This window comes from Pseudoalteromonas sp. 2CM37A (assembly GCF_023161885.1).
Classification (GTDB): domain Bacteria; phylum Pseudomonadota; class Gammaproteobacteria; order Enterobacterales; family Alteromonadaceae; genus Pseudoalteromonas; species Pseudoalteromonas atlantica.
In genome coordinates this window covers 179,428-203,766 of sequence record NZ_JALNTJ010000002.1, presented here as the reverse complement: position 1 = coordinate 203,766, position 24,339 = coordinate 179,428, and the positions used below count along the sequence as shown (strand labels likewise).

Sequence of the window (24,339 nt, the reverse complement as noted above, 5' to 3'; positions counted from 1 at the left end):
CTTTTTGTATTCTGTATCGCTTAAGGTTTTAAAAATGCCATTTAACCATTAGGTTTGGGTTGTGCTCTGTTTGACCATCTACACCAAACTTATTTTTCCAATATACGTATTCTATGCCTACATCAAGGCGACCTGTGTCTAGGCCAAGCATAGGAGCAATGTTGTATTTAAGTTGTGAGGTAAAGTTAAAACCGCCTTCGCTTTTACCAAACATAGTGTCGGTACTGTCAACAATATCTAAAAAGCCATCGTATCTAAAGTTACCCTTGTTAAAGCCCCACGTTACGGTTATTTGGTTGTTATCTTCGCGCTCTATGCCAATATCGTCCTGAAAACGACGGTAATAAGCCACATTAAAATATTGAAACCCTGGTACATCTAACGATACGCCGCCACCTAATAAGTAGTTATTTTGATCGGTATCGCCCGAGCCATATTCTGTTTGTAGGCCTAAAAACACCTCTTTAACAAAGCTGTTTTGTGGCTTGTACAGCGTTGGGTTTATGTTTAGCTCTCCGTATACTTCATCGGGGTTACTTAATCTATCCATAAAAAAGAAGGTACCGCCCCATGTATGCCCCGATGCATGCTCAATGGTTACTACGCTTCTGTCGTCTTCCTCCCCCGAGAACGGCTCGAGGTAATCGGCGCCGGTCATGGCGGTTATACTAAAATCTGACCACAGCTCTTTTGCCGACACACTACTTGAACACACCGCGATAGCACTTACTAAGGCTAATTTTTTAATTGTTGTAATTTTCATTGTTAATCCCTTTGTTATAATTTTATTAGTCTAGTTAAGATGATCTGTACTTGCTGAATAATTTTCTGGTAAAAGAAGCGTCATAACGATGGCGGTTAAACCCGATACCGTTACAGCGCTGCCAAAAATAGCGGTTACCAGCTTAGGCGCATTTATAAACATTTCGGGCACAAAGCTAACCCCTAGCCCCATACCTAAGCTCACCGCAATAATAAGTAAGCTACGACGATTTATTTTTTCGCTTGCAAGAATTTTTACCCCTGCGGCTGCCACTGTGCCAAACATAACAAGCGTTGCACCGCCTAGCACTGGTTTAGGAATATTTTGTAGCACAGCACCAATCACCGGAAATAACCCTAAAATAATCAAAATTACACCAATCCACAGGCCAATGTATCTACTTGCTACACCGGTTAATTGAATAACGCCGTTATTTTGGCTAAAAGTGGTATTAGGAAACGTATTAAATGCGGCAGCAATCATTGAGTTAACCCCATCGCCTAAAATACCTCCGCGTATACGCGCTAAATAGCTTGCGCCTTTTACCGGTAATTTAGACACCGCGCAATTTGCGGTTATATCGCCTGTGGATTCAATGGCGGTAATTAGGTATAAAAAGCTAAAGGCAATCATGGCGCCAAAATCAATATTAAAACCATATTTGAATGGTAATGGCATGGCGATTAAATCAAATTCGCCCATTTGAAATTTGGCTATACCTAAAATAAGAGCAAGTAACCACCCTACTAACATGGCAACTACTACAGCGGTAAGCCTTACCCACTGATTTTTGCTAGCATTTAGTAATACCACCAGCGCCACCACCGAAAAACCCACAATTAAGTTGCTTGGTGAGGCAAACTTTTCAGGCATATTAGTTAACAACCATTGCCCGCCGCCTATGTCGGTCATACCTACTTTAATGAGGTAAACCCCAATGGTGGTGATCACCACACCAGTCACTACAGGCTTAATTACTTTGCCAAGCTTTTCTATAAAAAAGCTAATAAATATCTCTACAAAGGCTGCTAAAAAACACACAGCAAAAATGGTGGCAAGTACTTCATCGATTCCGCCTCCAGTGGCTTTTACGGTAAAACCTGTTGCCAAAATAGTGCCTAAAAACGCAAAGCTGGTGCCTTGTACGCATATAAGCCCTGAGCCAATTGGCCCCAAACGGCGAGCCTGAATAAATGTACCAACCCCCGATACAAACAACGCCATACTAATTAAATACGGTATTTCGCTACCAAGCCCCAACACGCCACCAATAATAAGCGTGGGCGTAATAATACCTACAAAACTTGCCAGTACATGTTGCAGGGCAGCGAAAAAGGATTCGGTCAGCCCTGGTTTATCATCTACTGCGTAAATTATGTCTTCTGAGATTGCTTCTTGGTTTGACATAGTCAACATCCTTTTAGCGCTTTAATATGGGCAAGGTATAAATGCCTTGCCCAGGTTTTAATTTAAATACAGTGGCGCTTATTTAAGCTGCCCTTCAACACCCTCTACATAAAAGTCCATACCCAGTAAGGTTTTATCATCAATTGTTTGCCCCGCTTTAGTTACCAGCTCACCTTGCTGATTGTTAATTGGGCCACTAAATGGATGAAACTCGCCGTTGGCAATTTTAGTTTTAATCGCCTCTACCTCGGCAACAACATTGGCTGGAATGTCTTTACTCAGCGGCGCTAAGCGGGTCATACCGGCATCTATGCCTTTCCATACATTTTGCGATTGCCATTTATCGTCAAGCACTTGCTGCACACGCTCGGCGTAAAACTCATCCCAATGATGCACTGGCGCCGTAAGGTGCGCTTTTTTACCATAGCCGCTCATATCTGAGTGGTAACCAATGGCGTATATTCCAGCGGCTTCTGCGGCTTAAAGTGGGGCGGGTGAGTCGGTGTGCTGGGTAATAATATCAACACCTTGGTCGATTAAACTGTCGGCAGCTTCGCGCTCTTTACCAGGATCAAACCAGCTATTAACCCACACTACTTTTACTTTTGCGTTAGGTTTTACTGAGCGCAGGCCTAAAGTAAACGCGTTAATACCGCGTATTACCTCAGGAATAGGAAACGCGGCAATATAACCAATACTGTCAGATTTACTCATGTGCCCAGCAATAACACCGGTTAAGTAGCGCCCTTCGTAAATACGATCAAAATAAGTGCCCACATTTTTAGCGCGTTTATAACCTGTTGCATGCTCAAACTTTACGTTAGGAAAACGTTTAGCCACTTTAATGGTCGGGTTCATGTAGCCAAACGAGGTGGTAAATATTAAATCGTGCCCGCTTTTGGCTAGTTGTGTAATAACTCGCTCTGCATCGGCGCCCTCTGGCACGCTTTCTACAAAGGTGGTTTTTATTTTTTCGCCAAATTTATCCTCTAGGTAGCGGCGGCTTACATCGTGGGTGTAAGTCCAACCAGCTTCGCCAATCGGGCTTACATATACAAACCCTACTTTTACGCTGTCTTTTGCCATTGCACTCGCGCTTAACCCTAAGCTAAGTGCTACGCCAAGCGCTGTTATTAGTTTTTTCATTGTTATTCTCCGTGTTGTATTTTTAATATCCTGTTGAAGGCTTATTGTTACTCTTTGTATAAAATTTTTAATGGCCCTTATGCCAAGGCTTACCTAGCCACATGGGTTCGTACATTTTTAGTTTTTGTTTATTTTTACTTAGCATAATCAGTACTATAAGCGTTGCACCATAAGGCAGCATGGCCAGTAAATTAGAATCCACCGCTAAGCCAAGCGCCTGTGCCACTAAGTGCATAATGCTGGCAAAACCAAATAAATAAGCGCCTAGCATTACCCGCTCAATTCGCCAACTTGCAAATACCACTAAAGCCAGTGCTATCCAGCCACGTCCCGAGGTCATGTTTTGTGTCCAAAGGGGTGTGTAAGCAAGCGACAAGTACGCCCCTGCAATACCCGCCATTGCGCCGCCAAACATCACCGCTAAATAGCGAGTACGCATTACAGGCAAGCCTAAGTTATTACCAACGCCTGGGTTTTCACCAATAGCGCGTACCGCAAGCCCTGCCCTGTGGTATTTAAAAAATAAATAAGCGCCAAGTACTAATGCCCAACTTAAATACACAATGGCATCTTGCGAAAACAGCGCTTTGCCCAGTAGCGGAATATGCTCAAATCCTGCAATTGCTAAAGTAGGTAAGGCATTAATGGTTTTACCCTCGTAATCAACGCCTAAAAATGCCGACAAGCCCGTGCCAAAAATAGTTAGCGCTAACCCAGCAGCCACTTGGCTTGCATTTAAATGAAGTGCTACAAACGCAAATACTAACGACGCCATAACCCCCACAAGCGCAGCCACGCTAAAGCCTATAAATAGGTTGTCGCATTGGTACATGGTTATAAACCCTGCCACCGCGCCTAATAACATCATGCCCTCTTGCCCAAGGTTAAGTGTGCCGCTTTTCTCGCATACCAATTCACCTAGAGCCACCAGCAATAAAGGCGTGCCGGTGCGAATAGTGGCGTATAAAATATTTGTGAATACCTCTAAATCCATGTTTAAGATTCCTATGCGATGGGTGTTAGCTGCGTTTTTTGTTGTTTAAATGGCAGTAACAATTTAATGCGATAACCAATAAGCACATCGCACGAGAGTAAATAAAACAGCATTAAGCCCTGAAAAATGCCGGTAATGGCATTGGGTAGGCCAATTTCTATTTGCGCCATTTCGCCGCCCATATAAATAAGCCCCATTAACAGCCCTGCTAAGGTGATCCCAAGCGGATGTAAGCGCCCTAAAAAGGCCACAATAATTGCGGCGTAACCATAACCGGGGGATATTTGCGGCACTAATTGCCCTATAGGCCCAGCCACCTCGCCAGCCCCTACAAGCCCAGCTAACCCGCCACTTATTACCAATACACCAGCAATTAAAAGCGCACGTTTATAGCCCGCCATTTTGGCAGCCGATGCATCAAGCCCAAGTACTTGTATTTGAAAACCCACAAAGGTTTTACTAATAAATACCCATGTGGCACACAGCGCTAATAGCGCAAATGCAAGCCCTAAATGAAGGCGAGTACCCTCAAATAAAACTGGTAGTAAAGTGCTATCGCCAAATAAGGCGCTTTCAGGAAAGTTATAACCGTATGGGTCTTTTAATGGCCCGTGTACTGACCACAGCAACACATTAACGGCAATGTAATTGAGCATAATGGTGACTAAAATTTCGTTGGTGTTTAAACGTAATTTCATAAAGGCGGCTAAGCCTGCCCACAGCATGCCGCCTGCAATACCTGCAAGTAATGTAAGCCCTAATGCAAAAGAACTTGTAGAGTCAACAAAGTTAACAGCTACGGCACTGGCGCATACGCCGCCAATCAGTAGCTGCCCTTCAGCACCTATATTCCACACCGCCGCCCTGTAACACAGCGCTAAACCATAGGCACATAATAAAATTGGAATGGTCATTACTAATAGCTCGGTAACGCCGTACCAGTCAGAAATAGGCGCTATGAGTAAGGTATATAAGGCATTAATCGGGTCGTGCCCTAGTAAGGCAAACACCACATAACCTGTTATTAAAGTGAGTAAAATGGCTAAAACAGGAGAGAGATAACTCCATTTGTTTGAGCGCTCTACGCGGGGTTCAAGCTTTATCATGCCGGCGCTCCTTGCGGTGTTATTTTTGCTGTGTTGTTTTTAAGGTCGTGATTAAAATCGCCCGCCATCCACTGTCCTAATTGCACAAGTGGTACACAGTCGGTATTTAAAATAGGCGAGAGTTTGCCATCGCAAATTGCGCCAGTACGGTCACAAATTTTATAGAGCTCGTCTAAATCTTCTGAAATAACCAGTACTGCACAGCCTTCGTCGCGCAGCGTTAAAATTGCCTCGTGAATGGCAACTTGCGCGCCAATATCTACCCCCCACGTTGGGTGTGACATAACCAGTAATTGTGGGTTTTGCTCAACCTCTCGGCCAATAATAAACTTTTGCAAATTACCGCCCGAAAGGCTTGCTGCGTGAGTACGGTTGCTGGGGGTTTTTACGTTGTATTTATTAATGATTTTGTCGGCGAGTTGGCTAATTTTTTGTTTTACTAAAAAGCCTTTTTTAACTAAACCACTATCAAAACTGGTAAGGAGTGCATTGTGCGCTAAATCCATATTGGGTACTGCGCCGCGCCCTAGCCTGTCCTCGGGTACGCATGCAAGCCCAAGCCTGCGTCTTTTTAGAGGGCATAACGCATCAACAGCGGTATTTTTAAATTTTATTGCGTTGCTATTTTTTTGCGGCTCCTCTCCCGAAAGCGCTTTTAATAGCTCCTCTTGCCCATTACCGGCAACCCCTGCAATACCGACTATTTCGCCTTGTTGTACGGCAAAGTTAATATTTTTAAGCGCAATATCAAATAACGCCTGCGCACTGGTTGATAAGTTATCGACTGTTAAAAAATCACCTGTGCCAGTCGCTCTGCGCGTTTGGTTACTTATTGGTGTGCTGTCGCCTACCATTAAGCGAGCTATTGATTCGCTGGTTTCGTTTTTAGGAATGCAATGCCCACTTACTTTGCCGGCGCGCAAAATAGTGGCGCTGTCGCAAAGCGCAATAACTTCATGCAACTTATGGCTAATAAACAACACCGAGCAGCCTTCTTTTTTAAGCGAATGCAGGGTTCTAAACAGTGCATCTACTTCTTGCGGAGTGAGTACCGAGGTGGGTTCATCTAAAATAAGCAGTTGAATATCTAATAATAAACACCTGACTATTTCTACTCGTTGGCGCTCGCCCGTTGAAAGCGTAGAGACCAACCTATGCGGGTCCAGCGGCATGCCGTACCTAGCCGATGTTTTACTAATTCTGCTGGCAAGTGTGCTGCTATGCCCTGCTAAATCGCCCAGCGCTAACGCGATATTTTGAGCAACTGTTAGGGTTTCAAATAACGAAAAATGCTGAAACACCATACCTATGCCTAATTCGCGGGCATCGGCGGGTTCTTTTATGTCCATTTTACGACCATTAAAAAACATGTCCCCTTGGTCAGGTTTAACTACACCGTAAAGCATTTTCATTAACGTGCTTTTACCCGCGCCGTTTTCACCTAGCAGGGCATGTACCTCACCATGTTTTATTTTTATTGTTACGCCGTCGTTGGCTATACATCCGGGGTAGTGCTTTGTCATTCCCTGCATAGTAAGGCGGTATTTATTGTCCATTATTTAAACCTTTCTTTGTGCTTGTTGGTTAAATAAGCTAGCCTAGAAACTTAACTGACCAAGCGGTCAACAATGGCATGGTATCTGCAATTAACTTACCAAGATGAAAAAGTTTTTTTCTTACCTGCTTAAAAACAACAAGAAAAAATATACGCCAAGCCTTTACATATCAGGGCTTTATAAAAGTTAAGGGAGTCTGTGTGATTACGTTTTTATTAAATGACACGCCAATAGAAGTAGAAGAATGCGCGCCAAATCTCACCATTTTGGACTGGCTTCGCACCAAAAAAGGGAAAATGGGCACCAAAGAAGGGTGTGCAACAGGCGATTGTGGCGCATGCACAATTTTAGTTGGCGAAGAAAAACTAAATTCAAACGGTGAGCCAGTTTGGCACTATAAAACCATGAATAGCTGCCTGCTTTTATTAGGTAATGCACACGCAAAACACATAGTAACCGTAGAGGCTGTAACAACAGGGCTTTACCCTACACTTAACGATTTACATCCGGTGCAACGCGCATTGGTTGAGTGCCATGGTTCGCAATGTGGTTTTTGTACCCCTGGCATAATAATGAGCATGTTGGCGCTTTATATTAATAACCCGAGTTACCCAGGTAAAAAAGCCGCTATTCATGCGCTAGGGGGTAATTTATGTCGTTGTACGGGTTACAGCCCTATTTTACTTGCAGTTGAAAAAGCTTATAGCTACGAGCGTAAAAATGAGCCTTACTCTGCCATGGCGGCACAATTTAAGGCATCACTAAATATAGGTGATGACATTCCTTGTTTAAAAAATGGCCCTCGTACGTTTTATTTACCACAAAGTGCAGCGCAACTTGTTGAGCTTAAAGCGCGTTACCCGCAGGCACACTTGGTTGCTGGTGGCACCGACTTTGCCATTGAGCTTAGCCAAAACATGCTATTGCCCGATATTATTATATCGCTTAGCCAAACCAGTGAACTGTGCACTTTAACCGATAACAGCGGCGAGCTACATATTGGTGCAGCACTACCTTACAGCCAATTTGTTGAAGCGTTTTACACTTACTACCCTGAGTCTAAAGAGCTGTTTGAACGCCTTGGCTCTAACCAAGTACGTAACAGTGGCACCTTAGGTGGCAGCATAGGAAATGCCTCTCCAATTGGCGACCCAGCCCCTTTACTCATTGCACTTAATGCCACCTTAGATTTATTAAGCACTGCAGGCACACGCACAATAAACGTGGCCGACTACTTTGTTGATTACAAAAAAACAGTCATTAAAAGCGATGAAGTCATTAGCAAAATTACCGTACCTAAACGCCTAGACTCGTTAAAGCTTGCGTGTCATAAAATTTCAAAACGCTTTGAAGATGATATATCTACTGTGTGTTTAGTGCTGGCTATAGAGCAAACACAAGGCGTAATTAACAATGCCCGCTGCGCCATGGGCGGTATGGCTGCCATACCAAAACGCGCCACGCATATAGAGCAAAAACTTAATGCTCAGCCTTTGCAAGTAAGCACGTTTATAGATGCCGCTAGTGCTATAAATGATGACTTTGCTCCCATGAGCGATGTACGCAGCAGCGCGCATTACCGCACTACGGTAAGCAAAAACTTGCTACAGCGTATTGGTATTGAGTTTTGCGGTGCACAACCAAGTAGTAAAAATAATAACAACATTGCCATTACGAGGATTTCACATGCGTCACTTTGAAATGGATAAACTAAAAGCCCAAGGCGGAAGTGTTGGCCAATCTAAGTATCACGAAAGCGCAATAAAACAAGTATGTGGCAATGCAAACTACGCCGACGATAACCCAGAGCCTCATGGCTGCTTACACGCCTACCCTGTACTTGCGCCCATTACCAGCGGCTTTATTAAATCAATTGATACAAGTAAAGCGCTTGAAGTGGCAGGCGTTAAACGTATTTTATCGGCTGATGATGTACCCGGTAAGCTTGATATTGGCCCAGTATTTCCTGGGGATGTGCTATTAACCAATCACGAAATTCAATATCACGGGCAACCTGTGCTGGTAGTGGTTGCCAAAAGCTACGAAATTGCGCGCCGCGCTGCTCGCTTGGTGGTTATAGAATGCGAGCAAACCACCCCCATACTTGATATTAAAGAAGCGATTAAAAAAGAGCACTGGGTAAGGCCGCCACATTCACTTAACCGCGGTAATAGCGAGCAAACCATTAATAATGCAGCCCACCAGCTTACAGGCGAAATAAACATAGGCGGGCAAGAACACTTTTACCTTGAGGGGCAAATAGCACTTGCTCAGCCCGACAACGATGGCGGGATCCATGTTCAATGTTCTACACAGCACCCAACAGAGGTGCAGCACTTAGTTGCTAAAATTTTAAAAAAGCCATTTAGCTTTGTAAACGTAGAAACCCGCCGCATGGGCGGAGCCTTTGGTGGTAAAGAAACCCAAGGCGCGCCGTGGGCTTGCCTTGCAGCACTTGCAGTTTACTACCTTGGCTGCGCCGTTAAAATGCGCCTAGCCCGCAGCGACGACTTTAAACTTACCGGTAAACGCCATCCATTTTATAATCAATACCATGTAGGGTTTGACGAAAATGGCCTAATTGAAGGCGCTGATGTAACCGTAAATGGGTTTTGTGGTTATTCACCTGATTTATCTGATGCTATTGTCGACCGCGCAATGTTTCATGCCGATAACGCTTATTACTACCCAGCTGCCACCATTAAAGGGAATCGCTGCAAAGTAAACACCGTAAGCCATACCGCCTTTAGAGGATTTGGTGGCCCGCAAGGCATGATCATGGGCGAGCTGATAATGGACGATATAGCCGCTAAATTAGGTAAAGATCCGCTTGAGATCCGAAAGCTTAATTTATACAAAAAAGGCCGCGACACTACGCCGTACCATCAAACAGTAGAGCAGCATATTTTAAAAGATATGATAAGCCAGCTTGAGGAGTCAGGTGATTACTGGGCGCGAAAAAAGGCAATTAAAGCCTTTAACGCATCATCCCCTATTATCAAAAAAGGCCTTGCGATGACGCCGGTTAAATACGGTATATCGTTTACCGTACAGCACTTAAACCAAGCGGGTGCATTAGTGCATGTATATAGTGATGGATCAATTCATTTAAACCATGGCGGCACCGAAATGGGCCAAGGGCTTAATACAAAAATAGCGCAAATAGTAGCCCATGGCTTTGGCGTTGATTTTGACGCAGTAAGCATAAGCGCTACTCGTACCGACAAAGTACCCAACACCTCGCCAACTGCTGCATCAAGCGGGACTGACCTAAACGGCATGGCGGCGCTAAACGCGGTAAACACCATAAAAGAGCGTTTAATAAACTTTATAAGTGAGCACTTTGAAGTAGACAGCCAAAGTATTGTATTTAAAGATAACCTCATTACCTTTAGTAACGGCGAAATTAGCTTTAGCGAACTTGCAAACCTTGCTTATATGAATCGTATATCGCTTTCATCAACCGGTTATTACGCAACGCCTAAAATTCATTACGATAGAGCGAAAGGCGAAGGCCGGCCATTTTTTTACTACGCTCACGGCGTAGCACTCAGTGAAGTAGAAGTAGATACGCTGACAGGTGAAAACACCGTAACGCGTGTTGATATACTGCACGATGTGGGCAGCTCAATTAACCCTGCACTTGATATAGGCCAAATTGAAGGGGCTTTTGTGCAAGGTATGGGCTGGCTTACCACCGAAGACTTACAATGGAATGATAAAGGCCAGCTTGCAAGCTTTGGCCCAGCTAACTATAAAATTCCTGCAATTGGCGATACCCCAGCCGAATTTAATGTAAATTTATATAACTCGGCCAATCCAGAAACCACCGTATTTAGATCAAAAGCAGTGGGCGAGCCACCGTTTATGTTGGCCTTTAGTGTGTGGAGCGCTATTCGAAATGCCATAAGCAGTGTGGCCGATTACAAATACACCGCCCCACTTGATACACCTGCCACACCTGAGCGTGTATTAAATGCAATTGAGCAAACCGCTAGCTGGTTTAAGGAGCAGCAACATGGCTAATTTAAATGAGTCGTTTCAGGGTTTTCATACGCAAAATTGGGCACAAGCTATCAACGAGCACGAACAAAGCGGCATTAATTATGTTATTGCCACTGTACTTGGCACCAATGGCTCAACCCCACGCGGCACAGGCTCTAAAATGGTAATAAGCGGCGAGCACATTTACGACACCCTTGGCGGTGGACACCTTGAATACGTAGTAATAGAAAAAGCCCGCGAGCTACTTGCCAAAGGCGAGGCAGCGCAAGTGATAGAGCAATTTAACCTAGGCGCAAATTTAGGCCAATGTTGCGGGGGAGCTGCCACCGTTATGCTTGAGTGCATGCAATGCGAACGCTTTACCCTCGACATATACGGCGCAGGCCATGTAGCACAGGCGCTTATTGGTATATTGGCGCAATTACCTATGCGTATACGCTGGATAGATAGCCGCGCCGATGTATTCCCGCAAGTTATTCCTAATAACGTAATAAAAGTGGTTGATGAAGAGCCAACAGAGCAAGTAAAACGTGCGCCAAAGGATAATAATTACTTAATATTAACCCATAACCACCAGCTCGACTTTGCACTTACACAAGCCATTATTAAACGCGCTGATGCTAATTGGCTTGGTGTAATTGGCTCAGATACTAAAGCAAAACGCTTTAAACAGCGCTTAGCCCATCGCGATTTTACCACCGAGCAAATAAAGCAAATGACCTGCCCTGTAGGGCTTGAAAATGTAACGGGCAAGCTCCCTATGGAAGTAGCAATATCAATTAGCGGGCAGTTAATTGGCCTTTATCAGGCTATGCAAACCCATGCGCCCAAACGCCAAGGCTTGCAATGGCGTGCACTTAAAAATGCCTTAATTAGCACCACGCACGAGGAAGAAAACGCATGAGTAGCTTAAAAATTAACGACCTAAATGCAGCGCAAGCGCATCAAGCATTAGAGCATTGCTGCGCAGCTCCTAACTGGGTAAGCGGTATGCTAAATATCATGCCATTTGAAAATAAAGAGCACTTATTTAACAGCGCACAAAGCGTATGGGATAGCCTGGGTGAGAGCGATTATTTAGCCGCTTTTGAAGGCCACCCGCAAATAGGCGATTTATCAACATTAAGTAAAAAGTACGCCGCTACAGCACAAAAAGCGGGGCACGAACAATCAGGAATGAGTAAAGCAAACGAGCAAACCCTTAAAAAAATGATTGCGCTAAATAAAGAATACCTCAGTAAATTTGGCTTTATATTTATTGTGTGTGCCAGTGGTAAAAGTGCTGAGCAAATGCTTGAACTTATTGAGCAGCGCATACACAACACCCGCAGCACAGAACTTAATATAGCCGCGGGCGAACAAGCCAAAATAACAAAAATAAGATTGGAGTCATTGCTATGAATAAAAGCCCTATCACTACCCATATTCTCGATACAAGCACAGGTAAACCGGCTGAAAATGTAGCTGTACAATTATTTTTACTCACTAATAACGAGTGGCAATTAATTGCTCAAGGTAAAACAAATAGCGACGGGCGAATTACCGACTGGCTCAACACAGACGTAGAATTTGCCACCTATAAACTGGTTTTTGACTTAGACAGCTATTATGAAAACCAAGAAACACCTGCGTTTTACCCAGAGGCGCAAATTACCTTTAGATTACAAGATGAAAAACACCATCATATTCCGTTATTGCTTAGCCCATTTGGCTACTCAACGTACAGAGGCAGCTAATTATGAGCACCCACAACAATAATAAAATGACCGTAATGTGTGCCAACATACTCGATTTTGTTGATGACCCAGCTATAGCCGGCGAAAGCGCCCATCGCTATTTTGAAAAAGGCGCGTTAGTTATTCAAAACGGCAAAGTGGTTAACCTTGGTTACGAGCAAGACATACTGCCAAGCATTGATAAGTCAGCCACTATTATTCGCCACGATGGCAAACTGGTAATGCCCGGCATGATAGACACGCACATACATTTACCACAAACCGAAATGGTTGGTGCGTATGGCGAGCAGCTTTTAAGCTGGCTTACCGAATACGCCTTCCCCACTGAAAAAAAGTTTACCTGTGAGCATTATTCAAAAGACATATCTAATCGCTTTTTAGATGAGCTACTGCGTAATGGCACCACTACCGCATTGGTATTTGGTACTGTGCACCCGCAATCGGTAGATGCGTTTTTTAACGAATCTCAAAAACGTAATTTACGTATGATTGCCGGTAAGGTAATGATGGACAGAAACTGCCCAGATGATTTATCAGATTGCGCGCAAACCAGTTACGATCAATCAAAAGCACTGATAGAAAAATGGCATAATGTGGATAGATTAAGCTATGCAGTAACGCCACGTTTTGCACCCACATCTACCCCTGAGCAACTACAAAAATGTACTCAATTATTAGAAGAATACCCCGACACCTACCTGCATACCCACTTATCTGAAAACAAAGACGAGTGCGAATGGGTAAAAGGGTTATTCCCAGAGGCTGATGATTACCTAGGCGTGTACGAGCAAGCTAAAATGGTGCGTAAACGCTCGGTATTTGCCCATAGTATTCATTTATCTGAGCGCGAGCTGTGCTGCCTTGCCGATAACAACGCGGCTATATCGCACTGCCCTACCTCTAACTTATTTTTAGGCTCGGGCCTTTTAAATTTAAAGAGATGTGAAGAGCATGGAATAAATGTGGGTATGGGTACCGATGTTGGCGCAGGCACAAGTTTTTCTATGCTACAAACAGGTAACGAAGCGTACAAAATTCAGCAGCTACAGGGTCAAAAATTCTCAGCATTTAAAGGGTTTTATTTAGCCACCCTAGGCGGCGCGCGTGCCCTTGATTTAGAAGGCACCATAGGTAACTTTAATGAAGGCTGCGAGGCCGACTTTATTGTAATGGATTACGCGGCCACCTCGTTTTTAAAGTTCAGAATTGGCCATGCCAAAACCCTTCACGAACAGCTTTTTGCCATGATGATGCTAGGCGACGACCGCTGTATTGAACAAACCTACATTATGGGTAAAAGCGTGTATAAACGCGACGAACAAACCCAGTTTGCAGCCACACCTACACCCGATTTAGAAGAGGCATAACCCGATGGAAAACTATTTATTTGAGCTTGCTCATTTGGTGTTTAGATACTTTCACGTGGTAGCAGGTATAGCGTGGATAGGCGCCTCATTTTATTTTGTGTGGCTTGATAATAACTTACAAACACCGCCACAATGGAAACAAGATAAAGGCATAAAAGGCGATTTATGGGCTATTCATGGCGGCGGCTTTTACGAAGTGGCTAAGTATCAAAATGGCCCAGAACAAATGCCCTCTACCCTACATTGGTTTAAATGGGAGGCCTACACAACCTGGATCAGCGGCGCGCTGTTATTTACGCTGTTATATTATGTGGGCGCAGATGTGTATTTACTTGATGCCAGTAAAAGTGAGCTCAGTAAGTTTGCAGCTATTGGTGCATCACTTGGTTTTATAGGCTTAGGCTATGGTGTTTATCGGTTATTGTGTAAAAGCCCGCTTGTTGAAAACGGCAAAGCATTTATTGCCCTAGGGGTAGGCTTTTTAGCGTTATGGACGTATGGGGTTGATCAGCTATTTAGTGACCGCGCGGTATATATTCATGTTGGTGCATTAATTGGTACCTGTATGGCCGGTAATGTATATCACATTATTATGCCTGCACAGCGCTACATGGTAAGCGAAGTAGAAGCTGGGCGCATTCCTGATTCAGCGCCGGGCTTAAAAGCAAAGCAGTGTTCGGTCCATAATAACTACGCCACCCTACCAGTTATTTTTATTATGCTAAGTAACCATTTTTCGTATACCTATAGCCATGAGTTTGGTTGGTTAGTGCTTATTGGCTTTTTTATTATTGGTATGTGGATACGCCACTTTTTTAACTTAAAGCACCAAGGTGTTAATAAGCCTTCAGTACTAATAAGCGGTATTGCCGCGTTTTTTGCGTTAATGCTAGCCATAGCACCGTGGCCAAGTAGTTCTGTAAACGCGAATGATGAGCTACAAGCAAGCATAAGTGATGCGCAAGCGTGGGATATTATTAATAAACACTGTACACAGTGCCACAGTGAAACCCCTACATCGAAGCTTTTTCAAACCGCGCCGCTCGGCTTTAAGCTCGACTCACTTGCTGATGTAAGAAAAGCCAGTGCACTTATTCATACTCGCGCCGTTATTACCAAAGATATGCCATTGGCAAATATGACCAAAATGACTGATGCAGAGCGCGAATTGCTTGGCACTTGGCTTAGCGCAGTAAAAAAGGAGCAGTAATATGAGCGAGCAATTTAAACATTACCCGCGCGATTTAATTGGTTATGGTGCACACACTCCGCATGCCAATTGGCCTAATAAAGCCCGTATAGCCGTGCAAGTAGTGTTAAATTACGAAGAAGGCGGTGAAAACTGTGTACTGCATGGTGATGCAGCGGCCGAAACATTTTTATCTGAAATAGTCAGCGCCCCGCATGTAGAAGACCGCCACATAAGCATGGAGTCTATTTACGAATATGGCTCGCGAGCGGGTGTGTGGCGCTTACTTAAACTCTTTAAAAAATACGATATACCGGTCACCATTTTTGCTGTGGCAATGGCCCTTGAGCGCCACCCCGATATAGCTAAAGCCTTTGTTGAGGCTGGGCACGAAATTGCAAGCCACGGCCTGCGCTGGATTAATTATCAACATATAGATAAACAAACCGAGCGCGAGCACATGCAAAAAGCCATTGAAATTATTCAAACGCTTACTGGTAAAAAGCCCACAGGCTGGTACACCGGGCGCACAAGCCCTAACACAGCAGCCCTTGTGGTAGAAAATGGCTCGTTTTTATATGATGCCGACGATTACAGCGACGACTTACCCTTTTACAGTATTAAAGAAGGTAAGCCACAGCTAATAGTGCCCTACACGCTTGATGTAAACGACATGCGCTTTGCCGCTGTGCAAGGCTTTAATGCCGGCGATCAGTTTTATAATTATTTAAAAGATGCGTTTGATACGCTTTATGAAGAAGGCGACCCACAAGGTGAAAACGCCCCTAAAATGATGTCGATAGGGCTGCATTGTCGCTTAATTGGCCGCCCTGGCCGCATTAAAGCCCTTGCACGGTTTTTAGAATATGCTAAATCGCATCAGCAAGTGTGGTTTGCCACGCGCGAGCAAATCGCCGAGCACTGGCTTAAAACTCATCCGTATAATACCAATCCGCAATAGTACTTAATCATTTAGTTATGCGCATTGGTATTATAAAGCCTAGATGTGAGCCGTTAAAACTAAACTCTAAGAGCTTATTAGATTTATCGTAAAACAAAAAAAGCCCAGCAGTGCTGGGCTTAAGGTCACTTTAGGAGTAGTGGTTTACTTAGCCATAGGTAATAACACCGATATGTAACGCTGAGCCCAATTTGCTAATTCAACACGGTTACGAGAATTGGTTTTTTTAAAGGCACTGTACAAATGCGTTTTAACGGTGTGGTCACTTATATTAAGTTTATCGGCAATGGCGTTATTGCTCGCCCCTTGAGCAATTAAGTGAATAACCGATTTTTCACGTTTAGTAAGGTGCGCATAATCCCCTTTTTTAAGGGTGATATCTTCTTGTAGGCTATTAAACGAAGAGGCAACCGAGAGAATATCTGAAAACGCTTTTGATATAACCTCTCGCGTAAACCATAACTCGCCTGAGGTTATTCTAACTAGCCCTTTAAAAATAGTTTCTGGTGCATCTGATTTATAAAACACACCATTGAAATGATTTAACAGTAGATTTTTTTCGCACACGGCATTGGGCTCTACATTAAATAAGACAACTTTGTACTTTTTAGCGAGGCAAATTAAGTCGGCAGGCAGCAAATCTAACCAGTTATTTTTATCGCCATCAATTAAAAATAAATCAAACTTATCCCTTTTCTCGTTTTTAGGGATCACGTCGTCCATTTTAATATCGCCAAAAATGGCTTGCATGGTTTTTAATATAGTTGTGTAGCTTTCACTGTGAAAAGAAGATTGAAACATGGTTTTTACAAAAACGGCGTGTGGTTGTAGCATAGATTTCTTCCTTGAAATGTTTACACCACACTACCGAATTTATTAATCACTTACAATGCACCTGGGCATTATTCATACACGGCATAAAACAATCACCAATAATATTTAGTTAATAGTTACAATGCACCTGGGCATTATTCATACACGGCATAAAACAATCACCAATTATATTTAGTTAATAGTTACAATAACTTAATGAAAATTAGTGAATTATTTTCATATAAAACACTGCTCTGATCAGTCCTCACACAAGGCATAAAAGCGTGAGGTAACCCCATTAGTCCAGCCAAAACCTTGCTGTACTACGTATTCTCCGCCCCCTGCTTTTAATTGAGGCACGCACACATTGTATTTTTCTAGTAGGCACTGATTAGCAGAAAAGTCGTTTTCTACCATTGTTAGCCAGTTTTGCATTATACGTTTACTAAGATCACTAAAACCGTAATTATCAAGCCCTTTAACAGCAAACCACTGCAGCGGAGCCCACCCATTAGGGCTATCCCATTGCTGTGATGTAGAGGTAACGGTAGTAACTATGCCACCAGCCTTTAAAAAGTCGCGGCTTAGTCGCTCGGCAATATGTTGAGCTTGTTGCTCAGACGCTAAGTTAAAAAATAATGCAGTACTTGCGGCAGCGCTTAACACCTTAGATTGACTCGCTTTGTGATGATTATAATCAACAAAAAAGTGTTGTTGCTCACTCCACATGTATTTATTAATCAGTGTGCGGCGAGCTGCTGCGTAGTCGCTAAATAAATCGGCTTGTTGGTTATTACCTAGCAGCTTATTAAACTTACTAAGCTGTTTTTCTAGGTTATAAAGCAAACAATTAAGATCAATGGGTAATATATCGGTCGTTTGTATAGAGCTAAGTGAATTAGGCTCAGCTAGCCAGCGAGAACTAAAGTCCCAGCCAGATTCACATGCAGCACGTATATGTCGATAAAAGTCGGGCTTTTTATGCTCAGCTAAGCCCTCTGCGAGTGCCAGATCTTCTCTCAGGGATTCTGCCCTAGGGGCTGCTTCATCGTCCCAATAACGATTTAACTTGCCACCGCATGGCATTTTTACAACTCGCCTTAGTGCCGTTTTCTCGTTCGTAAGCTCTTCTGCGCCTTGCATCCAAAACGCATACTCTTTTTCAAGCGCATTAACACATTTTTCAAGCCATGCTACATTATTGGTTTTACTGTGCTCGTGCTGCCATAGCAATTCAACCATAAGCGCTAAAATAGGTGGCTGTGAACGCGATAAGTAGTAACTGCGATTGCCATTTGGAATACACCCATAATCGTTTATAAGGTCGATAAAGTTTTGCAGCATATCTTCAACAATTTCAGGTTTATTAGCATCCATTAAGCCGAGCGCTGTAAAGTAGCTATCCCAGTAGTATATTTCCTGAAAACGCCCACCAGGCACAATGTAGCTTTGCTTTAATGCTAATAAAGAATCGGCTTTAGGTGTATCAGCCGCCCGTCTCAAACCATGCCACAAAGAGTTAATATAGTGCTTAACGCTTGCGGTATCTGGCTCACTTTGCATACGGAGTAAGGGGGTCGTAATAAAGTGAGCATTTACAAACTCTTTTAATTTGGCTTGATTAAGTGGTGCTACTTGCTCGTAGTGTTTACACGCACTTTGCCAGCTGGTTCGTGCAGTTGCATCTGCAAATGTTTTACAGTCATCAAAAATATGTTGGGTCTGTACATCTTTAAATAACTGGCTCTCAAAAAAATTCATAACAATCCTAAATCAATTATATGCTGGCAGCGTGCTGAGAAATGGCGCGGGTGCGCTGTTTAAAAATAATCACGCTTATAAAAATTAAGCTAATGGGAATTAACGACAGGTAAAATGCGTGCTGACCACTAAAATGCTCAAATACGTAGCCTGTGATCATTGAACCAGTTGTGCCTCCAAGTGCTGAAAACACAACGATTAACCCTGTCATGGCTGCATGCTGGTGCTTTTCTAATGCGCTGAGCATTACCGAATTTAACACTGGATAAATTGGCGCCATAAAAAAGCCAATGAGGGGCAAAACAAATGCAGCTAGTGGTGCATCAAATAGGCTAGTGATTGCTGTATTAGGTAGGTTTTCAGTTAGGGGTAACGTTATAATAATAAGTAATGCCATGGCGACTAAGCATCCGCACAGAACAAAAAACCAATTAATGTGCTTAAGCACCTGCCCCGCAACTAAACGGCCAAACGCTAACGCCGCTGCAAAAATACTCGCTAACTGAATACTTATAGCCACAGGCAATTGCAAAACTTGGTTATTAAAGGTTGGCAGCCAAGTGCCTACGCCTTGTTCAATAAGAACATATAAAAATGCACTTATAATAAAAATAAGCACCAAGGGCTGATACGTTAATTTAAGCATGGCTATAAAGTCACTCAAACTAGAGTCAGTTTTATTTTTATCAATTGCAGGCGCAATCGGTGCAATAACAACACTTAGCAATACAATTAAAGTAAGCGCGGCCAACGCGTAATAAACATTGAGCCACGCATTGCTTTGGCTTGGGTCTATAAAGGCGGTAAAAATCCAATAACCACTTAATACACCCACCATAAAAATGCCTTCAATGGTGTTTAAAAGTGACGAGTGACTATTCGCATCTTCGGTTACTTGGCCAATAATCGAATAAACAGAAACTTTGACTACCGCAAAGCCACAGCCTATCACTGCAAATAGCACTTTAAACATATAAAATTCGCTGATCAATGCGGTGCTTAAGCACGCTAATGCAACGACCGCTAAAGCCCCTAACATTGCGAGCTTATACCCTAATCTAGGAATGAACGAGGCAACAACAAAAGACATTATCGCAATTGATAAGTCTTTAAAGCCTTCCAAAACAGACGCCTCAGTTTTGCTAACGCCCAGTGTGTTTATTGCCTGCAAAATGACTGTTCCTACGCTATTTAATAATATTGCGAAAATAAAATAGCTTGCAGCAATTGCTAGTGTGATTTTTGTTTTACTCATAGCTTGCCTTACTTATAACGCAGTGCGCCATAACGATTAAAGCTAACACCTTTGGGTAATTAGCGTGTGTGTTTGTGTCAGTGAACGTTGAGTTTAGTGTAGAATAAAAATCAATGCAATCGTTTGCATTTTAAGTTTTAAAATTTGTATCTACCATTCATAAATCAGCGTTTACTCGATTGGCGAGTTATTAATTCTATATCAATAACTTGAGATTCAACTTTTTGACCCATAAATTGTTGCATAAGCTTTTTAACTAAAAGTTCAGCCGCTAATTGAGTATTTTGTTTAATTGTTGAAAGCGACGGATGGCTAATATCTGCCATTGCTATATCGTCAAAGCCCACCAATGCAACATCGTTAGGGATACTGACATAGCGCTCTTTTAACGCCTTCATTGCACCTAAGGCAACCATGTCGCTACAAGCCATTATTGCATCAAAGTAGAGCCCTTTTTCGCGTAATAGACTATTAATTTCTTGATACGCCGAACTACTCGTAATATCAATAGAAACAACGTGCTGCTCTAGTTTATGCGTAGATAGCGCAGCCGCATAACCACGGTGTCTTTCGCTAATTTCACCGTGCTCTGGGTCGCCTAAAAATAAAATATTTTTTGCACCATGTTCGATTAAGTGCGCAGTGGCTTGCATTCCACCTAGGTAGTTATCACTGCCTACAATAGGGTAATTACTGGGTGTTTTAGGGTCTCCCCACACAACCAAAGGGATCCCCGCTTTAGCAGCCGCCTCTATATTGCGCTGATCTTTACCCTGCCCAACCACAATAATACCATCGGCTCTTCGGCCATTAATAAAATAATTGGCCCAATCGTGCTGTGCCATTATTGAATTAGACAATAAAAGCTCTAGCCCTTGTTGATTAAGTGCAAGATTAATTTCGCTAACCACTTTAAGTAAAAATGGATCGCTAATCGATTGTTCGGTTTGTTCATCTAAGTTAATGATAACAGCAACAACATTTGTTTTTTGCGTTCGTAAGCGGCTTGCAGCGGTGTTTAAACTAAAATTATGCTCTTTAGCGAGTTGTTTTAATTTATCGCGTGTTTCTTGTTTTATTAACGGGTTGTCATTTAAAGCACGCGAAACCGTAGAGGTAGACACCCCTGCCAGCTTTGCTAAATCAGCTAATTTTATTTTTTTGTTATCCATGAAAACCCTGAGCCGCGTTGTATTAACTAATGTTTAATGTAACTAGCTGACAATATAGCATTATTAATTTTTTCTGGCTTGCCTCACAGGCTAAAAAAGCCATACCTAGGCTTTTACGCTCAATATTTCTACAAATATAATTCATAAATAATTTACAAATAAATATTGCAAACGTTTGCATTAATCTTTAAGGTTTCATCATATACAGCCTGTTTACATAAAAAATTTGTATACAGCGCAGTAAAAAACACACTGTTTAACACACTAAAAACGGGATCACACATGACATTCAATAAAGCAAAAAGTACATTAGCGTGCGCTATAACTTTAGCCTTGAGCTCACACGCCACCTTTGCACAAGAGCAAGCACAAGAAACCAAGGTAGAGCGAATTGTTGTTTCGGGCACACCTACTGGGGTCGGCATCAGAAAAATAGATGCAGGCTACGCTGTTACAAATATTGATAGCCAGCAAATTATTAAACTTTCACCTAAAAGCACTGCCGATCTGTTTAAAGCCGTACCTGGGGTTTGGGTAGAAAGCTCAGGGGGTGAATCTGGTGCCAATGTATTTGTACGTGGTTTTCCTGGCGGCGGTGACGCCCCATTTTTAACCCTGAGTATTGAAGGGTCACCCGTTTACCCAGCCCCTACATTATCGTTTTTAGAAAACTCTTCACTTTTTAGAATTGATGAAACGATTGAGACCATGGAGGCTTTACGCGGTGGGCCAAACCCTGTTTTATCAAACGGCCAACCAGGTTTAACAACTAACTTTAGGCTAAAGCGCGGTGGAGAAGACACCGAAGGCTTATTTAAATACACAACATCTGATTACGACCTACAACGAGTAGATGCTGTTATTAGTGGTGAAATTACTGACGATTTATACTTTATGGTTGGCGGCTATGTAAAAAGCTCTCCGGGTATTCGTGATGCAGGTTTTACCTCTGAGAAAGGCAGCCAATTTACCATTAATATCACTAAAGATTTAGATAACGGCGAGCTTAATTTTTATACCCGTCAAACAGATGACCATGGTGCATGGTACTTACCTACCCCACTTAATATTGAAGGGATTGACGCAGAATATACCCAACTTGGCACGTTAAACCGCCAAGCAACCATTTTTACTGGCCCCGATGCACAAGCACACGATATTGACTTAGGGGATGGCCGAGGTTGGGACGGCCACGTAACAGGCGGTAGCATTAAACTAGATCTTGATAATGGTTGGCAATTTTCTGACCGCTTTAATATAACTAAAGGGGATGCTAATACATACGGGTTGGTGCCAAGTGGCTCAGCAACCACGGTTGGTGCAGTTGCCGATAATGGGCAAACCGCATTTGGTGCAGTAACCAATACAGAATACGCAAGCGACACCCCAATACAACAACTTGGCCGCTGGGTTGTTTTAAAAGAAATTAGCTCATTTACAAACGATTTAGCGTTTTCAAAGCAATTTGATGATTTATCAGCCACGTTTGGTTACTACACAGCCAGTACATCGGCAAACGATTGGTGGAGTTTAGGTAATACGGCTTACCACGTACTAGAAGCAGGCGGCGAGTCGCTAACTGGCATTGAGTGTAATCAAAGCACTGATGGCTGCGATTTTAACCACGATATTAGCTCAACAGGTGATGCGCGCACCAATGCGTTTTATGTAACAGCTCAATACAAATTTGCCGAGGACTTTACCTTAGATGCAGGCGTGCGCCACGAAAGTCATGAAGTAGAATACAGTGTTGATGAAGGCCTTGATGGAATTATTACCAAAACAGTTAACTATGATGAAAGTAAAACATCGTGGACCACGGGGATTAACTATTCAATAAACGATGACATGGGTGTATTTGCACGCGTAAACCGTGGTTATAAAATGCCTTACTTTGACGACTTTAGAGATAACTTTAGCGCTTATGAAGGCGGCGAAAAGCTAATTAAAGAAGTAACCCAAGGCGAATTTGGCTACAAGCTAATTTCTGACTCTACAGACTTTTACGCTACCTTGTTTGTTAACGAAGTAAAGGGCGATACATTTGTACGCCGCCCAGGTGTACCTGCAGAAATTTTAACAAACGAAGCGTACGGTGTTGAGCTTGATTATAACTTTAATCATCAGTCGGGTTTTTCGGTTAATTTAAATACCACACTACAAGAAACCGAAATAACGCAAAGCCCAACCAATGAAGGAAATGAATCTCAGCGTCAGCCAAAGTGGCAAGTGCGTATCACACCTAGCTACGACTTTGAGCTACAAGGTATGTATGCCACGTTATATGGCACACTGTCGGCTGTTGATGACCGCTTTGGTAACAACGAAAACACGGTGACTCTTGATGGCTACGAAAAAGTAGACTTAGGTTTAATTTTAGAACCTATGGAAGGCATAAAACTACAACTGGCCATTGATAACTTAACGGATGAGCAAGGTATAACAGAGGGCGACCCACGTAATGCCGATGCCCCAAATGGCCGCTATATTATGCCACGCACTACGCGCTTTAGTGTAAGTTATGCGTTTTAAACACACTTAATACTAAAGGGAGCTTGGCTCCCTTTATTTTATTTTTTCTTTAAGTGTATTAAGCGCCTCTACCGAAAAGCCCCTATCGTAAAAATGTAAAATTTTACCTTTGCTATCTATTAAAACAACGCGAGTATTGTTTGGGTTTTTATTACCTGTAAATTTTTGCACAGCTTCACCATCTTCATAAATAGTGATTACCCCGCCCCACAGCTCTTTTGGAATGCCCTTGCGCATACCGCTGTCTATAAATGTACTAAACATACGCGGGGCCATACCTGCTATGGTAGGCAGTTCGTAAGTGGGTAATGTAACCCCTGTCATGTCTAAGCCAATTAACCAACGGTCTATGTCAAATTGGCTATCTTGTTTATAGCCAATGAGTAACAAGGTTTTATCGGCTTTAAAATCACTCGGTATGGTTACGCTTTTCTCATCTAGGCTTTGGCCGCTAATGGTTGGAAACTGCTTACCGGTAATTTGCTGATTTGGGTATTGAGCTGAGCACGCACTAAGCATTAACACCATAAATGCGCTGGCTATTATTTTAATCATTTTAAAACCTTACACTGTTAT

At 42.9% G+C, this 24,339-nt stretch carries 18 protein-coding genes and 2 pseudogenes; 9 read left to right on the top strand and 11 right to left on the bottom strand.

All coding sequences use genetic code 11. The features are described from left to right. Positions 1-28 precede the first annotated feature (28 nt). The 6 genes and pseudogenes from MTF68_RS04640 to MTF68_RS04615 all read right to left on the bottom strand — a co-directional run bounded on the left by MTF68_RS04640 (position 29) and on the right by MTF68_RS04615 (position 6,972). Positions 29-763: a DUF5020 family protein gene (locus MTF68_RS04640; protein WP_248461811.1), complete on the bottom strand. Its 735-nt coding sequence runs from the start codon at positions 761-763 to the stop codon at positions 29-31. Between the two features lie 30 nt (positions 764-793). Beyond that, the gene (locus tag MTF68_RS04635) at positions 794-2,170 is read right to left on the bottom strand and encodes a nucleobase:cation symporter-2 family protein (RefSeq protein ID WP_248461810.1); all 1,377 of its coding nucleotides are present in this window, start codon (positions 2,168-2,170) and stop codon (positions 794-796) included. Between the two features lie 78 nt (positions 2,171-2,248). Next, positions 2,249-3,256: pseudogene (locus tag MTF68_RS04630) on the bottom strand (BMP family ABC transporter substrate-binding protein). A 127-nt stretch (positions 3,257-3,383) separates the two neighbouring features. Continuing rightward, entirely contained in the window at positions 3,384-4,310 is a 927-nt protein-coding gene (locus tag MTF68_RS04625; RefSeq protein WP_248461809.1) for an ABC transporter permease, read from the bottom strand. Positions 4,311-4,321: 11 nt separating this feature from the next. After that, positions 4,322-5,416, bottom strand: a complete 1,095-nt coding sequence (locus MTF68_RS04620) for an ABC transporter permease (protein WP_248461808.1) — start codon at positions 5,414-5,416, stop codon at positions 4,322-4,324. Further along, a complete protein-coding gene (locus MTF68_RS04615) occupies positions 5,413-6,972 on the bottom strand; it encodes an ABC transporter ATP-binding protein (RefSeq protein WP_248461807.1) in 1,560 nt (519 codons plus the stop codon). Before MTF68_RS04615 ends, MTF68_RS04620 begins: the two co-directional genes overlap by 4 nt. 200 nt (positions 6,973-7,172) lie before the next feature. Here MTF68_RS04615 and xdhA point away from each other — a divergent pair, with 200 nt between their 5' ends. Genes xdhA through puuE form a run of 8 tightly spaced genes read left to right on the top strand, consistent with a single transcriptional unit; the run spans position 7,173 to position 16,230 of the window. Further along, positions 7,173-8,672: a xanthine dehydrogenase small subunit gene (xdhA, locus tag MTF68_RS04610; protein WP_248461806.1), complete on the top strand. Its 1,500-nt coding sequence runs from the start codon at positions 7,173-7,175 to the stop codon at positions 8,670-8,672. Beyond that, positions 8,659-10,998 (top strand): xanthine dehydrogenase molybdopterin binding subunit, encoded by a 2,340-nt coding sequence (gene xdhB / locus MTF68_RS04605; RefSeq protein ID WP_248461805.1) that lies wholly within the window; start codon positions 8,659-8,661, stop codon positions 10,996-10,998. Before xdhA ends, xdhB begins: the two co-directional genes overlap by 14 nt. After that, the gene (gene xdhC / locus MTF68_RS04600) at positions 10,991-11,881 is read left to right on the top strand and encodes a xanthine dehydrogenase accessory protein XdhC (RefSeq protein ID WP_248461804.1); all 891 of its coding nucleotides are present in this window, start codon (positions 10,991-10,993) and stop codon (positions 11,879-11,881) included. Before xdhB ends, xdhC begins: the two co-directional genes overlap by 8 nt. Then, positions 11,878-12,378, top strand: a complete 501-nt coding sequence (gene uraD, locus MTF68_RS04595; protein WP_024032836.1) for a 2-oxo-4-hydroxy-4-carboxy-5-ureidoimidazoline decarboxylase — start codon at positions 11,878-11,880, stop codon at positions 12,376-12,378. The genes xdhC and uraD overlap by 4 nt, the downstream gene beginning before the upstream one ends. Continuing rightward, positions 12,375-12,713 carry a hydroxyisourate hydrolase gene (gene uraH / locus MTF68_RS04590; protein ID WP_248461803.1) on the top strand — a complete coding sequence of 113 codons (339 nt, stop codon included), beginning with the start codon at positions 12,375-12,377 and terminating at the stop codon, positions 12,711-12,713. Before uraD ends, uraH begins: the two co-directional genes overlap by 4 nt. Before the next feature lie 2 nt (positions 12,714-12,715). Then, the gene (guaD, locus tag MTF68_RS04585) at positions 12,716-14,080 is read left to right on the top strand and encodes a guanine deaminase (RefSeq protein ID WP_248461802.1); all 1,365 of its coding nucleotides are present in this window, start codon (positions 12,716-12,718) and stop codon (positions 14,078-14,080) included. A 4-nt stretch (positions 14,081-14,084) separates the two neighbouring features. Further along, a complete protein-coding gene (locus tag MTF68_RS04580; RefSeq protein ID WP_248461801.1) occupies positions 14,085-15,290 on the top strand; it encodes a urate hydroxylase PuuD in 1,206 nt (401 codons plus the stop codon). Between the two features lies 1 nt (position 15,291). Next, positions 15,292-16,230, top strand: a complete 939-nt coding sequence (gene puuE, locus MTF68_RS04575; RefSeq protein WP_248461800.1) for an allantoinase PuuE — start codon at positions 15,292-15,294, stop codon at positions 16,228-16,230. Positions 16,231-16,374: 144 nt separating this feature from the next. On the opposite strand, the gene MTF68_RS04570 is transcribed toward puuE, so the two are convergent. From MTF68_RS04570 to MTF68_RS04555, 4 genes and pseudogenes are all read right to left on the bottom strand, one after another. Beyond that, positions 16,375-17,064 (bottom strand): response regulator transcription factor, encoded by a 690-nt coding sequence (locus tag MTF68_RS04570; RefSeq protein ID WP_248461799.1) that lies wholly within the window; start codon positions 17,062-17,064, stop codon positions 16,375-16,377. 237 nt (positions 17,065-17,301) lie between these two features. Continuing rightward, positions 17,302-18,804: a trehalase family glycosidase gene (locus MTF68_RS04565; protein ID WP_248461798.1), complete on the bottom strand. Its 1,503-nt coding sequence runs from the start codon at positions 18,802-18,804 to the stop codon at positions 17,302-17,304. A gap of 16 nt (positions 18,805-18,820) precedes the next feature. After that, complete coding sequence (locus MTF68_RS04560; RefSeq protein ID WP_138576559.1) at positions 18,821-20,059, bottom strand: MFS transporter; 1,239 nt, start codon at positions 20,057-20,059, stop codon at positions 18,821-18,823. A 164-nt stretch (positions 20,060-20,223) separates the two neighbouring features. Beyond that, a pseudogene (locus MTF68_RS04555) lies at positions 20,224-21,234 on the bottom strand (LacI family DNA-binding transcriptional regulator); the annotation flags it as partial. A gap of 279 nt (positions 21,235-21,513) precedes the next feature. Here MTF68_RS04555 and MTF68_RS04550 point away from each other — a divergent pair. Further along, a complete protein-coding gene (locus MTF68_RS04550) occupies positions 21,514-23,763 on the top strand; it encodes a TonB-dependent receptor (RefSeq protein WP_248451942.1) in 2,250 nt (749 codons plus the stop codon). 33 nt (positions 23,764-23,796) lie between these two features. Here the strand turns inward: MTF68_RS04550 and MTF68_RS04545 are convergent, their stop codons facing one another. Then, a complete protein-coding gene (locus tag MTF68_RS04545) occupies positions 23,797-24,318 on the bottom strand; it encodes a hypothetical protein (RefSeq protein ID WP_248451941.1) in 522 nt (173 codons plus the stop codon). Positions 24,319-24,339 lie beyond the last annotated feature (21 nt).